We start from the raw sequence: 13,077 nt of genomic DNA on the forward strand, positions 1-13,077 counted from the left end.
CGCATTCGCTTTCCTGAGCTGACCGCCGGTGTGCACGGGATCAGTCACGGAATCAGCTGGTAGAAGCGCCAGAAGCCGAAATCGGTTATCGGAAGCAGTGCGATATCGGTGAAACCTGCTTCCTGCGCGTAGTGCCGCAGGGTGCTGGGGCGCAGGACAGTGCCGGTAGCGGCCGAATCGGGATGCGCTCGGCTATCGGGCAGGCAGATCAGCAGGCTGAATCCGTACATCAATCGGTCGATATCGTCGGCGGGTGCCCGGAAATCCGGCGCCACCGCCTCATCCATGACGAGCACCGTGCCGCCGGGACGCAGCGCCCGGCGCATGGCGGCCAGCATCCGTACCGGATAGGGCAGATCGTGGAGGCATTCGAAGGCGAAGAGCGTGTCGTAGACCCGCTCGCCCAGCGCGGTCGCGGCATCCGCGTGGTGGAATCGCGCTCGTGCCGACAACCCGGCCGCGGCGGCGTTGCGGTCGGCCATCGCGACCGATGGTTCGTCGATGTCATAGCCGTCGACGATCAGGTCAGGGTAGGCCCTGGCCAGCGCGATAGCCGACCAGCCACCGCCGCAGCCGATATCGGCGGCTCGCGCTCCCGGCCTGCCGAGCAGCGTGGCTACCTCGGGGACCGTGTTCAGTGCGGTGGTGAGCCGCTGCTCGAACCAGGGCCGGTTCATATCGGACTGCGCTTCGCGCATATCGGCGCCGAACTCCGACCAGCCGACGCCGCCGCCGTCCCGGTAGGCGCGGACGAGTGCTGGTGCCTGTACCGCGGCGGTGGTCAGCATACGTGCCAGCGGGGCAAGGAAGTTCAGGCTGGACGGATCGGTGAGCACCTCGGCGGCGCCCGCGGGTAATTCGAACCTGCCTTCCGCGGTGACGGTCAGGATTCCGGCCGCGGCCTGTTGTTCCAGCCATTCGCGGGCATAGCGTTGGTCGCCACCCGCGTATCCGGTCAATTCCGCGGCATCGGCGCCACCGTGCTCGGCCAGTGCCCGATACCAGCCCAGCCGATCACCGAGATGGATCGCGAGCAGGTCGATGGCGCCGAGTGCCGAGGCCATCAGGCGTTCGGCGAATTGTTCAGCGGTGACTTCCGCACTGGCCATGTCATGAACCTTCTGCTGTGCGCGGCCACTCCGGCTGGAGTCGCCACCCGCCTGCGGCGAGGAGCCGTTCGAGTACGGGCGCGGTCGTCTCGCTCGGCGGATGGGTCGAGCGCCACGCGGCGAGGCCGTAGGAGGGTGTATGCCCGGTGAGCGCGATCATGTCCTTCACCGCGATCGAGTGACCATACAGCGGCCCTGTATGTCGCGCAGGTCGCGGCGCCGAAGTCGGTACCAAGCAATGGAGACCTATTCCGGCTTTCGTCACGATTGTCGACTCCTTCTCGGGGAAGGCGGTCACAGGGTACGGAAGCTCGAGCCTAAAGCTGAGGAACCGGGCTCGGCATCGCCCGCAACGGTTGATTCCATATCGAGAATTACCGGACGTACCGCATAGTCGCTATCCGTGGACGTATATCTCGGCGTCGGGAAAGTTCCTGAGGGAGGATAGAAGGTATGGCAGGTTCGGCGGATCTGGCCCTTCATTCGGCGGCGCCACGCTCGTGGTGTCGGTGAACGTTCGACCAGGCCTCGCCGAGGAATTCCGGCGCCGGCAGGGCCGGATGATCGCCGCGGCTGCTGACTTCACCGGTTGTGAGGCGACAGAAGTCCATCCGCCCGAATCGAGTGCGGGCGACCAATTTTCCGGCTTACGCCGAGCCCGGCGGGCGTGGCCAGGGATTGCCTTCAGTGTGCTCGATGGATTGGTTGAATCGGGAGATCAGCTTGCTGAGTTGATCGATATCGGAGTCACTCCAATCGGCTACTACCGTGCCGATACCTCGGCGGCTCTGGTCGCGGTCGGAGGTCAGTAATTCCAGCCCTTTGGGGCTGGCGTGAATCTTGCGGGCGATACCTCCCGCCGGGTCGGGCACCCGCTCGACCAATCCTTGTTCGAGCATGGCTCGGACCTGGCGGTTGATCGTGGAAATATCCAATTGGAATGCTTCGGACAGCTCGCGCAGACTCAGCGGGGAGTCCAGTTCCAGCCTGGTCAGGATCAGATATGCCGAGCGGTCGAGCTGGAAGCCTGGGCGGCGCGACAGGGCCGAGGGGAAGTGCCGGGCCAACAGCGCGAGCTCGAAGGCGAGGCGGGGCAGTGCTGCGCTGTCGGCGCCGGAATCGGACATGGCCTCACTATGTCGCGCGTATCACGCGCAAATCAAATTGTGCACGATACACAGCATGTGTAACGTACACATGTGAATGTAGCTGCCGATGTGTCTTCGACCGCCTCTGGTTCCGATGACCGCCGCCGCCCCGTGCCGGCCTTGCTCATCGCGACACTCGGCATGGTCGGTGTCGTCGTCTCGCTCATGCAGACGTTGGTCATTCCGATCATTCCGTCGCTGCCAACGCTGCTGAACACTTCGGCGGCCAATGCCTCCTGGGTGGTGACGGCCACCCTGCTCGCCGGTGCCGTGGCGACCCCGATCAGCGGCCGCCTCGGCGATATGTTCGGCAAGCGCCGGGTCCTGTTCACGAATCTGCTTCTGCTGATCGCCGGTTCGGTGGTCTGTGCGATGTCCTCCACTTTGGTGCCCGAAATCGTCGGCCGTTCGCTGCAGGGTGCCGCTGTGGGTGCCATCCCGCTCGGCATCAGCATCATGCGCGATGAATTGCCCGCCGAGCGTGTGGGTGGCGCGATAGCGATCATGAGCGCCACCCTCGGCATCGGCGGCGCGCTCGGGTTGCCGATCTCGGCGGCCATCGCGCAGAACGCCGATTGGCACGCGTTGTTCTGGACCTCCGGCGGGCTCGGTGTCCTCTGCGCCGTGCTGGTCTTCCTGTTCGTGCCGGAATCGCCGGTGCATACGCCTGCGAAGTTCGACTTCGGTGGTGCGATCGGGCTTTCGGTGGCGCTGCTGGCGCTGCTCATCGGGATCACCAAGGGGGCGGACTGGGGGTGGGCCAGTGCGCGGATCCTGATCCTGTTCGCCGTATCAGCGGTGGTTTTCCTCGCCTGGGGTGCTTATGAGCTGCGGCAGCGCTCACCACTGGTGGATCTGCGGGTTTCGGCCCGGCCCCGGGTGTTGTTCACCAACGTGGCTTCGATTGCCGTCGGCTTCGCGCTCTACGGCATGTCGCTGGCCTTCCCGCAGCTGTTGATGGCCCCGGAACAGACCGGATACGGTTTCGGATTGTCCATGGTCGACGCCGGGCTGGTGCTGGCGCCGACCGGATTCATGATGATGCTGCTCTCGCCGGTCTCGGCGCGGCTGTCGGCCAGCCGAGGGCCCAAAGTCACCCTCGCACTCGGGTCGGCGGTGATCGCCGTGGGTTACCTGTGCGCCGTGGTGTTGATGAACAGCGTCTGGGAGATCATGGTCGCGTCGCTGATCGTGGCGGCGGGCGTCGGCTTGGCCTACGCGGCGATGCCCGCGCTGATCATGAGCGCGGTGCCGCTCTCCGAGACCGCGGCGGCCAACGGTTTGAACTCGTTGATGCGTTCGGTCGGTACATCGACCTCCTCGGCGGTACTCGGCGTGGTCCTATCGCAGATGACCATGCAGCTCGGCCCGCATATGTTGCCGTCGCGGGAGGGCTTCCACACCACCTTCCTCATCGCGATGGTGGCTGCGCTGCTCGCGCTCGGTTTGACCACATTGATTCCGGTGCGGAAGACGGCCGACGCGGCCGCGACGCTCGGGCACGCCTGACCCGGCTGTAGCGCCCATCAAGCGTCGAAGCGGCATCGGGACGAACAGAGAATTGCGTTGTGTCAGTGGCCAGTTGGATCTCCTCATGCCACTGTCTGTCGAGTCCCGAGCCAGAACAGCATGACCACCACGATCTACCACTGGAGTACTAGACTCGAGCCTGTCGCATCTTGATCAGCATCCCATTCACGGCCTTCCCCCGCGCGAGGGCCTTCATGGCGAAGGGCGGACGATCATGACAAAGGTCGAAGAAGATCTCCACTGCTGGGTGCCGACCTCACGAACGCGGCCTCCGTACCAAGACGGACCGCTCAGCGGTCACTCGATCGCAGTGAAGGATATGGTCGCGATCGCTGGGCACACGTCTTCCTATGGTCTCGCCACGTGGCGCTCGACCCACTCACCGAGCGCGGCGACCGCACCCGTGCTCGAGCGGCTTCTCGATGCGGGAGCGGCGATCGCCGGGTTGAGCAAACTCGATGAACTGGCATATTCGCTCGAGGGCAATACCGGGGAGGGGGAAGCGCCGTTGAACCCCCGTTATCCGGACCGCTTCACCGGCGGGTCGTCGTCGGGTTCCGCGTCCGCGGTGGCCGGCGGAGCGGCTGATATCGGACTCGGCACCGATACCGCGGGATCGATCCGCGTTCCATCGGCAGCCTGCGGCTTGTTCGGCCTACGTCCGACCCATGGGATGCTGGACACGGCCGGGGTGCTCCCACTTGCCCCCTCGTTCGATACGGTGGGATTCTTGTGTGCCGATCCAGGGTTGCTCACTAGGTCCTTCGCCATCGCAGCCGGTGGCGGCGACGAGCGGCCGCGAACGGAGATCTCGCGTATCCGCTTCCCCGAGGACTGCTTGAGTATGGTCAGCGAGGAGGCCGCTCGTGCCATCCGGATGACAGTGGGAACGTTGTCCGAGGTGCTCGGATGCGCAGTCGATACATCCCTGGCTTTCGCGGATTTCGTCTCCGAGACCGCGGCCTCGGTGTTCGCGAACCTGGTGGACCGGGAGATCTGGCAGACACATGGAGCGTGGGTCCGTGAGCACCGGGACGCCTTTCACCCCCTCATCGCGGGACGCTTGCAGCACGCCGAAGAAGTCAGCCGCGTGTCCGAGGCGGAGAAGCGGGCCGACGAGCAGGCCAGAGCGGACTACCGCGAACGTCTGAACAGCATTGTCGCGGACGGGGCCGCGGTCGTGCTCCCGATCATGCCGCACCTGCCGCCGTCACGGCACGCTGACGACCAGGAACTGGAGAGTTACCGGCTGACCACCTTCTTCCTGACCGCGCCCGCCGGCTTGTCCGGCTGCCCGCAACTCGTCGTACCGAGTCGCGGACGTGCCTTCGGTGTCGGCATTCTCGCCGGGCACTATGCCGACGCCGCCCTGCTGGACGCCGCGGTGCGCTACACAGACAGTGGCAGCGCCTAGTCTGTCCCAGTGGTCTGGCGTGGTCGGCCGCACCATCGAATCGATCGGCACGAATCGTTGATCTGGTCACCGCGATGGAGTGGGTGATGCCACGACCGTGAGGAGTTCTGGACCATGCGATATACCCAGCTGACGATTGGTCGTACCTTCGGGATCGCTCTCGACCACGGCGAAGAGTTCTTCGCCCAGCTCACCGCGTTTTGTACCGAGCACGATATCCGGGCAGGCTATCTACCGATGTTTCTCGGAGCATTCCGCACCGTCCATCTCGTGGGTACGTGCGAGCATATCGACGATCCGGAAGGCCCGGTCTGGTCGGCCGCCGAGTATCATCACGTCGAAATCCTGGGTTCGGGAACCATAGCCTGGAACGAAGAGACCCAGCAAGTGGCACCGCACGTGCATGTTGCCGTGGGCGAGCGAGACCACGCCGCGGCGGGCAAGACGAGCCACCTGTTGTCCGGCTCGGTCCAATTCGTCAACGAGCTGTATCTCGTCGAAATCTTGCAGCCGGCGATGACACGTCCCAAGCTCGGCGCCTATGAGATGCCGACCTTGCAATTCGGTCAACCCGACGCCGGTCATGAGACCAACGGATAGCGCGAATCCAATGCTCAGGTTCAACCGGTCGTAGCAATACCGTGTTGCTGAGCCGACGATAGCTGTTCGTCGAGAGCTTCGGCCGGGGTCTTCCAACCGAGCGTCTTTGTGGCGCCCGGTCTCTTCGATAGGCGCGTACTTCGACGCTATGAAAGCCTCTGAGAGAGGATGGAGCCTATGGTGGGTTCGGCGGACCTGGATCCTATATCCGGCGGCGCCACGCTCATGGTGTCGGTAAACGTTCGCCCCGGCCTGGCCGAGGAATACCGGCGCTGGCAGGACAGAGTGATCGCCGCGGCAACCGAATTCACCGGTTATGAGGCGACGGAAGTCCATCCGCCCGAATCCAGCGAGGACAACCAGTGGGTCATCGCCTTCCGATTCGCGCAGTCCGAACAACTCACCGCCTGGCTTCGTTCGGACGTACGGAAGTCCTTGCTGGAGGAGGGATATGCGCTGATCGTCGATCAGCGCATCCAGGATGTCCTGCTCGGGGGTGCGCCTGTCTACCGGCAACCCGTCACCGCGATCATCTCGCACGAAGTGCGACCAGGCCATGAGCGGGATTGCGGATACTGGTGGGACAAGGCGCTCGCGGCGGCACGGACCTTCCCAGGCTTCATGGGTTCCGAGGTCTTCCAGCCCATGGCCGGTGTCCAGGAGCGCTGGGTCGCGGTTATCCGTTTCGGTACCCACGGGCATCTCGACAATTGGCTGGAATCCGACGTCTACGCCGAACATTTGGTGGCGGGGCACCAATATTTCACCACTTACCGGGTGCGTAAAGTCGCGTCCAGTTTCAGCGGTTGGTTCCGCTTCGACAAGGGGGCGACCTCAGATGTTCCCCCCAACTGGAAGCAGGCTTTCACGGTACTGCTCGCTCTTTACCCGATAGTCGCGGTGCTGTACTACATTGGTGCCGCGCTCGACGATATCGGGGTGCCCTTGTTCATTCAGCTGTTCGTCGAGTCCGCTCTCAGTGTCGTGGCCCTGACCTGGATCGCCATGCCTGTGGTGAATAGATACCTGGCTTTCTGGCTTATCCCCAGCCGAGTGCGTACGACTTCCCAGCAACTCGCCGGAGCCGGGATCATCGTACTGGGCTGGGTTCTGTCCCTGGTGATTTTCGGGTTCATCAGTCACGCTTTTTCGTGACGGTCCGGACTCGGGAGAGGCGGGACCGGAGCAGGCGCGTCGTTGTTCATTTCTGCGGCGACCTATCGGCGAACGAGTCCGCAGTCCGATCCGCTCGGCTCAGCGGATCGGACTGATCAGCGGATGGTGACGAACCCCTGGGCAACCAGCCAGTCCCGCGCTACCTCGGCGGGTTCGCGTCCATCGACATCGACCTGACGATTCAACTCGGTAATGGTCTCATTGGTGAGCCGTCGCGAGATCGGCTCCATGATCGTGGTGATCTGCGGATACTTATCGGCGAATTTCTCCCGCATCACCAATGCCGCGTTGTATTTCGGGAAGAAGTCGCGGTCATCCCGCAGTACGACGAGACGCAGTGCGGGGATCCGCCCGTCGGTGGCGTTTACGGAGCCGAAGCGGCATTGTGTCCCATCCGCGACGGCCTGGTAGACCACGGCATCCTGGACGATCCGCTTGGGTATCTTGTCGCCTGCTATCCCATACGCGCGGGTCATGCCGGGGAAGCCGTCCCGTCGGACATTGAATTCGGTGCCGACACACACCGCCGCCGCGTCCGGGTCGGTAGCGGCCAATCCGGCGTAGTCCGACAGGGTGCGTACCCCGGTCTCCTGCGCGGTCTGCGTGCTCGTCGCCAGTGCATAGGTGTTGTTCATCGGCGCCATCGCCGTCCACAGCATGCCGTGCTCGACGAGATCGGCGGCGCGGACTGCCTGGAACTGGCGGATCGCGCCTGGCACCGGTGTTTCGTGGCCGAGGTAAGTGATCCAGCCGGTACCGGTGTAGTCGTAGGCGAGGTCGATCTGTCCGAGTAGCTGCGCATCGCGCATACTGCTCGACCCTTGGATATTCGTCAGATCACGGATACTCGCACCTGCCGCCGACAGCGCGAACTCGATGAGATATCCGAGGATGAGCTGCTCGGTGAAGGCCTTCGATCCCACCGTGATGCGCACTCCGTCGAGTGCGGGTACCGGGCGGATGCTGCCCGGCCCCACCTGCAGTGGTATCGCACCGCCGGATTCCAGCCCACATGCGGCCACCAGTAACAGCCCGAGCAGCAGTGCGATCGTGCGCCGTATCCACCTCATGCCAGCCCCTTCGGCCCGAGGAATCGTTCGGCGAGCGCGCCGAGCCAGTCCGCCAGCAGGGCCAGTGCGACAGCGAGTACCGCACCGACGGTCAGGGTGACGTTATCGCGCAACTTGTATCCGGTATCGATCAGGATGCCGAGGCCACCCGCGCTGACCAGGAACGCCAGTGTCGCGGTGCCAACGGCGAGCACCAGTGAGGTGCGCAGTCCGGCCAGGATGTAGGGCACGGCGAGAGGGAATTCGATACGGCGCAACACCGTCGCCGCCGACATCCCCTGACCGCGTCCCGCGTCGATGAGCGACCGGTCCACCTGCTGGTATCCCAGGATGGTGTTGCGTAGTACCGGTAGCAGTGCGGAGAACGCGATCGGTGCCACGCCGACCCAGAAGCCGGTGGTTCGGGTGGCGAGGTAGCACAGCACGATCAGGCCGATGGCGGGCGCGGCCGCGCCGATATTCGCGATACCGATGAACAACGGCGCCGCACGGCCGAATCCGGGGCGGGTGAGCAGGGTGCCGAGCGGGACGGCCACCACGACCACGATCAGTGCCACTGTGGCGGTGATCAGTACGTGCTGACGAGTGACGGTCGCCAGGGTGCCCGCATTGAGACTGATCTGCTGGGTATCGGTGAGGTCGTTGGCGAATGCCCACCCGAGCACACCGGCGGCGAGGGCGAGCACGAGAACAGGCTGGGCGACCAACCTGATGCGTTCGGCTCTGCGCTGGGTGGCGGATGATCCGGTGGTTGTCATGGTGTGCCGTTCACCGCGGTGTGGTCGGCGCTGTGTTCCGCGCGGAGAGCTGATAGATGCTCGATCAAGGTGTTGATCGTGATCAGTCCCACGTACTCGCCGTGCGCGCCGGTGACGATGGCGATCGCGCTCTGGTGAGTCAGTAGTGTTTCCAGAGCGTCCTGCAGGGTCGATTGCAGGGACAAGGTATTCCGTGGCGGTGAGCCGATCTCACGCAGTGAGTCCGCGTGGGCCAACTGTTCCACCGAGACCCAGCGGCGCGGACGGCGATGTCGGTCGAGCACCAGTGCCCATGGTCGGTCCTGGCCGGTGAGTGCGCTGCGCAGCCGCTCGACCGAATCCTGCTCGGTGGCGGTGGGGCAGTGGCCGAGCTCGACATCCCCGACCCGGGTCAGCATGAGCTGTTTGCGGGCGGCATCCACTCCGATGAAGCCTGCGACCGTCTCGTCGGCCGGGGCGGCAAGGACAGCGACGGGCGTGTCGTACTGCAGAATCCTCGATCGGTTGCCGAGCACGGCGATTCGATCGCCCAGTTTGACCGCCTCGGTGAAATCGTGGGTAACGAAGACGATTGTTTTGCCCAGTTCGTCTTGTAGGCGCAGCAACTCGTCCTGGAGTAGCCCCCGGGTGATCGGGTCGACCGCGCCGAACGGCTCATCCATCAGCAGTACGGGTGGGTCGGCCGCCAACGCCCGCGCCACCCCGACACGTTGTTGCTGGCCACCGGACAGTCCGCGCGGGTAACGGTCGCGGAAGGTACCCGGGTCGAGACCGACCAACTCGAGCATTTCGTCCACCCTGGCTGCCGTGCGCCGCCGGTCCCAGCCCATCAGACGGGGTACGGTCGCGATATTCTTCGCGACCGTCAGATGCGGGAACAGACCTGCCTGCTGGATCGCGTAGCCGATGCCGCGCCGCAGCCGATCAGGATGCATGGCGGCGGCATCTCGCCCATCGATGGTTATGGTTCCCGAGGTCGGCTCGATCAGCCGGTTGATCATCCGCATCGTGGTGGTTTTACCGCAGCCGGACGGACCGACCAGTACAACGATCGCACCGGCCGGGATGGTCATCGAGACCCGATCCACTGCCGGATCGCGATGCCCCGGATAGTGTTTGGTGACCGAATCGAGCACGATCTCCACACCGGACACGATCGGTTCGGCGGTATCGGTGGCACGGATTCGGCGATCAGTCACGGATTCCTTTCGCTGTGGTAAGCCGTCCGACCAGGGCATAACTTCCGTCGAGCGCGAGTGCGGCCACGACGATGAGGATCGTGCCGACCAGGGCCTGTGGTACCGCATTGGGGCTGCCGAGACGGGAGAGCCCGGAGAAGATCAGATTGCCGAGCCCGGGGCCCTTGGCGTATGCGGCGATGGCCAGGATGCCCATGCTCAGCTGCGTACTCACCCGCATCCCGGCCAGGATCGCGGGCCAGGCCAGCGGCAATTCGATGCGGGCGAGTACGCGGAGCCGATTCATCCCGACTCCACGCGCCGCGTCGGTGACGGCGGGATCCACCGAGGTCAGCCCGATGATGGTATTACGCATGATCGGCAGCAACGCGTATATCACCAGTGCGGTGACGGTCGGTGCGACACCGAGACCGAGTAGCGGGATCAACAGACCGAGCAGGGCGAACGACGGGATGGTCAGTACCGCGCCTGCCAGCGCGGTGGCGAGCGAAGAGCCGAGCGGACTGCGGTACACCAGGAGCCCGATCAGCACCGCGATCACCGTGGCCAGCAGCACCGACTGCAGCACAGCGGAGACATGCAGGGTGAAGTCGACAAGCAACTGGTGTCGACGGTGCATGACGAATGTCCACAGTGCGTCCAGGGTTGTACCTTCCCCATCGGCCGGTTGGGTCGAGAACTGTCCCACCCGCGAGTGCGGCCCCTGTGCAATGCCCTCCCCGTGCTACTCGAAACCGATACGGCTCGAAACCGGCGGTATCGCACGGGTGAGTGTGCGGATCGGCGATGTGGTGGGTAGATCGGTCCGCTCCGCACTGTTAAACAGCGGGCCGAACCGTCCTACCATAGAGGTGACGGTGCCCGGCAGCGCCGTCACCGATCCCCGCCCTGCTTCCCCCTCATCGGCAGGACGGGGATTCGGGTTGAGGTGTGTGGACGCGGATGGTCCGCAACCGGACGAGTACCGTAGCGGCTGTCCACCGAGAGATGAGTGTTGCGGGACTACTGATGCAGCTGATCGACGATTCGAACAGTGCCCCGGCCTGGATCGACTACGCGGAATTCGGCAAGCGTTTCGTGGCGCACGCCGTGACCGCGGCCCGGATCGAAGCCGCTGTTTCCGGCATGACCGGCCATGGCATCACCATCGGCCCGGTTTCGCTGGCTCCGGCCAAACTGGCCAGTTTCACCGCTGAGGGCAAGGTAGGCGCTCCCCATGTCCTGCGCTGTGGTCCGCAGGTGACCTTCGAGGTCACCATCCCGGTGTCACTCGCGTTGACCCTGCGATTGCGCCGGAAAAAGCTGCAGCTGGAGGCCAGGGTCGAGATCGATCTGACGTTGCACGCTCGCACTGCCGACCCGTTACTCATCGTCATCGATATTCCGCCGATCACGCGGCGCGATATCAGCTTCGTACTGCGTGCGCGGGCAGTGGAATCGTCCTGGGAATGGCTGCTCGGCCCGGTCGCGGGGATAGTGCAGAACGAGGTCGCGGCCAGGGTGAACGCCATGTTGTCCGAGCCGCAGACCCGTCGTGGTCTGGTCTTCGATATCGAGGCCATGATCGGTGACACACGTTCGGAGTACCTGGACAACACCCAGTTCGACTGGATCGGATACGACGAGTTCGGTCGCCGGTTCTTCACCCGCATAGTGACGCGGCACCGGGTGTACGAGGCGGTGGAGCATTTGACGGGCAGGCCCATCGAGATCGGGCCGTTGCGGACCGGGCCGCGGGATCGTGCGACCGTAACGGTCAATGGCACGATCAGGCTGCCCCGGCTGACCGACCGTCCCGCTGGCCCGGTCGCGTTCGACCTGACCTTGCCGATAAGCCTGGACATCACCGTGGATGTGTTGAAGGTCAATCGTTATCAGGCCGAGCTGGAGGTGCCGTTGGCGCTCACTGCTCGGGCCGCCGAGCCGTTACTGGTGGTGATCGATGTCGTGCCGCCGGATCCCGGCGACATCTACCTCGAGTTCACCGCGCACGGTGTGCGGGCCGCCGTTCTCGGTCTGCTCGCGCGGATCAAGAAGCAGGTGGTACGGCAAGTCGCCGCAGTGGTAGCCCAGGAATTGGCGGACCCGTCGACTCGCATCATCGATGTCGCCGCGCGCATCAACGACGTGGCCTGACCATCCGCCGATCCCCGCGGAGATCAGCATGTGACGAATGTGAAGTATGTGGTTCATGGGCCTAGCGGTTCCAATGTGAATGTGGTGGAATGGGTTCACGTTCGAGGCTCCCGGCGCGCATCAAGTATGGGGAAGGTGCGCCGGGCACGCTGCCATCCGATGCGGGGTTGCGCGAAGGAGTCCACGATGCGTTCCAGTTCGGTATCTCGACGTGATCTTTTCGCTTATGCGGCCGCTGCGACCGTGGTCGGTGCGGCCGCCACTGCGGTTCCGGCCGCTGCCAGGCCCGTGCACGGCACCCTGATCGACTACGCCGGTGGAGTTCCCTCCGCCGCGGCGATCAAGGAAGCGGGCTATCTCGGTGTGATCCGCTACGTCTCCGATCGCAGGCCGGGAGCCCAGTGGATGACGGGCAAGCCGCTGCTGGCGGGGGAGGTCGAGCAGTTGCGGGCGGCCGGGCTGCAGATCGTTTCCTGTTACCAGTTCGGCAAGGGCCCGACCGCGGACTGGCGCGGTGGATTGGAGGCGGGTAAGCGGCACGCTGAGCGCGGCCTCGAACTGCACCGTGCGGCAGGTGGCCCGGATAATGTGCCGATCTACGCCTCTATCGACGACAATCCTTCCGCGGCTGAATTCGCTGCCATGATCGCGCCGTATCTCCTGGGCTGGCACGCGGTGCTCGGCAAGGAGCGCACTGGCGTCTACGCGAATACCCCGACCATCGGATCGGCCGATGCCGCCGGACTCGGTTCCTGGTACTGGCAGCACAATTGGGGTACCCCGAAGGGGTTCGTCCACCCTGCCGCGCATTTGCACCAGTTCGAGATCGATAAACAATCCGTCGACGGTGTCGGCATCGATCTGAATACCATCCTGACACCGCAGTACGGGCAATGGTGATCGGTGTTCTCTGTCGGGCGCGGCCGACCGGGCGGCG

Annotated in this window: 13 protein-coding genes; 6 read left to right on the forward strand and 7 right to left on the reverse strand. The window is 64.5% G+C overall.

The annotated features are described in order from the left end of the window. Positions 1 to 44 precede the first annotated feature (44 nt). From ACL02S_RS08205 to ACL02S_RS08215, 3 genes are all read right to left on the reverse strand, one after another. On the reverse strand, positions 45 to 1,109 hold the full coding sequence (locus ACL02S_RS08205) for a class I SAM-dependent methyltransferase (protein WP_412801724.1): 1,065 nt from the start codon (positions 1,107 to 1,109) through the stop codon (positions 45 to 47). Position 1,110: 1 nt separating this feature from the next. Further along, positions 1,111 to 1,278, reverse strand: coding sequence for a hypothetical protein (locus ACL02S_RS08210; protein WP_412801725.1), 168 nt, complete (start codon positions 1,276 to 1,278; stop codon positions 1,111 to 1,113). A 478-nt stretch (positions 1,279 to 1,756) separates the two neighbouring features. Beyond that, on the reverse strand, positions 1,757 to 2,236 hold the full coding sequence (locus tag ACL02S_RS08215) for a MarR family winged helix-turn-helix transcriptional regulator (RefSeq protein WP_412801726.1): 480 nt from the start codon (positions 2,234 to 2,236) through the stop codon (positions 1,757 to 1,759). A gap of 72 nt (positions 2,237 to 2,308) precedes the next feature. Between ACL02S_RS08215 and ACL02S_RS08220 the strand changes: the two genes are divergently transcribed. The 4 genes from ACL02S_RS08220 (at position 2,309) to ACL02S_RS08235 (ending at position 6,956) form a co-directional block, all read left to right on the forward strand. Next, a complete protein-coding gene (locus tag ACL02S_RS08220; RefSeq protein WP_412801727.1) occupies positions 2,309 to 3,766 on the forward strand; it encodes an MFS transporter in 1,458 nt (485 codons plus the stop codon). A 235-nt stretch (positions 3,767 to 4,001) separates the two neighbouring features. After that, positions 4,002 to 5,201 (forward strand): amidase family protein, encoded by a 1,200-nt coding sequence (locus ACL02S_RS08225; protein WP_412801728.1) that lies wholly within the window; start codon positions 4,002 to 4,004, stop codon positions 5,199 to 5,201. Positions 5,202 to 5,315: 114 nt separating this feature from the next. Then, positions 5,316 to 5,801 carry a PPC domain-containing DNA-binding protein gene (locus ACL02S_RS08230; RefSeq protein WP_412801729.1) on the forward strand — a complete coding sequence of 162 codons (486 nt, stop codon included), beginning with the start codon at positions 5,316 to 5,318 and terminating at the stop codon, positions 5,799 to 5,801. 177 nt (positions 5,802 to 5,978) lie between these two features. After that, positions 5,979 to 6,956 (forward strand): antibiotic biosynthesis monooxygenase, encoded by a 978-nt coding sequence (locus ACL02S_RS08235; protein WP_412801730.1) that lies wholly within the window; start codon positions 5,979 to 5,981, stop codon positions 6,954 to 6,956. Between the two features lie 116 nt (positions 6,957 to 7,072). On the opposite strand, the gene ACL02S_RS08240 is transcribed toward ACL02S_RS08235, so the two are convergent. The 4 genes from ACL02S_RS08240 to ACL02S_RS08255 are packed head-to-tail and all read right to left on the reverse strand — an operon-like array spanning position 7,073 to position 10,647. Beyond that, positions 7,073 to 8,047 carry a glycine betaine ABC transporter substrate-binding protein gene (locus tag ACL02S_RS08240; RefSeq protein ID WP_412801731.1) on the reverse strand — a complete coding sequence of 325 codons (975 nt, stop codon included), beginning with the start codon at positions 8,045 to 8,047 and terminating at the stop codon, positions 7,073 to 7,075. Next, a complete protein-coding gene (locus ACL02S_RS08245) occupies positions 8,044 to 8,805 on the reverse strand; it encodes an ABC transporter permease (protein WP_412801732.1) in 762 nt (253 codons plus the stop codon). Before ACL02S_RS08245 ends, ACL02S_RS08240 begins: the two co-directional genes overlap by 4 nt. Continuing rightward, entirely contained in the window at positions 8,802 to 10,004 is a 1,203-nt protein-coding gene (locus ACL02S_RS08250; RefSeq protein WP_412801733.1) for an ABC transporter ATP-binding protein, read from the reverse strand. Before ACL02S_RS08250 ends, ACL02S_RS08245 begins: the two co-directional genes overlap by 4 nt. Further along, positions 9,997 to 10,647, reverse strand: a complete 651-nt coding sequence (locus ACL02S_RS08255) for an ABC transporter permease (RefSeq protein WP_412802072.1) — start codon at positions 10,645 to 10,647, stop codon at positions 9,997 to 9,999. Before ACL02S_RS08255 ends, ACL02S_RS08250 begins: the two co-directional genes overlap by 8 nt. A gap of 344 nt (positions 10,648 to 10,991) precedes the next feature. On the opposite strand from ACL02S_RS08255, the gene ACL02S_RS08260 reads away from it, so the two are divergent. Together ACL02S_RS08260 and ACL02S_RS08265 are read left to right on the forward strand one after the other, a co-directional pair. Then, a complete protein-coding gene (locus tag ACL02S_RS08260) occupies positions 10,992 to 12,140 on the forward strand; it encodes a hypothetical protein (RefSeq protein ID WP_412801734.1) in 1,149 nt (382 codons plus the stop codon). Between the two features lie 186 nt (positions 12,141 to 12,326). Then, positions 12,327 to 13,040 carry a DUF1906 domain-containing protein gene (locus tag ACL02S_RS08265; RefSeq protein ID WP_412801735.1) on the forward strand — a complete coding sequence of 238 codons (714 nt, stop codon included), beginning with the start codon at positions 12,327 to 12,329 and terminating at the stop codon, positions 13,038 to 13,040. Positions 13,041 to 13,077: the final 37 nt, after the last annotated feature.

Origin of the sequence: Nocardia spongicola (genome assembly GCF_047200775.1) — a bacterium.
In the GTDB taxonomy this organism is placed as follows: Bacteria; Actinomycetota; Actinomycetes; order Mycobacteriales; family Mycobacteriaceae; genus Nocardia.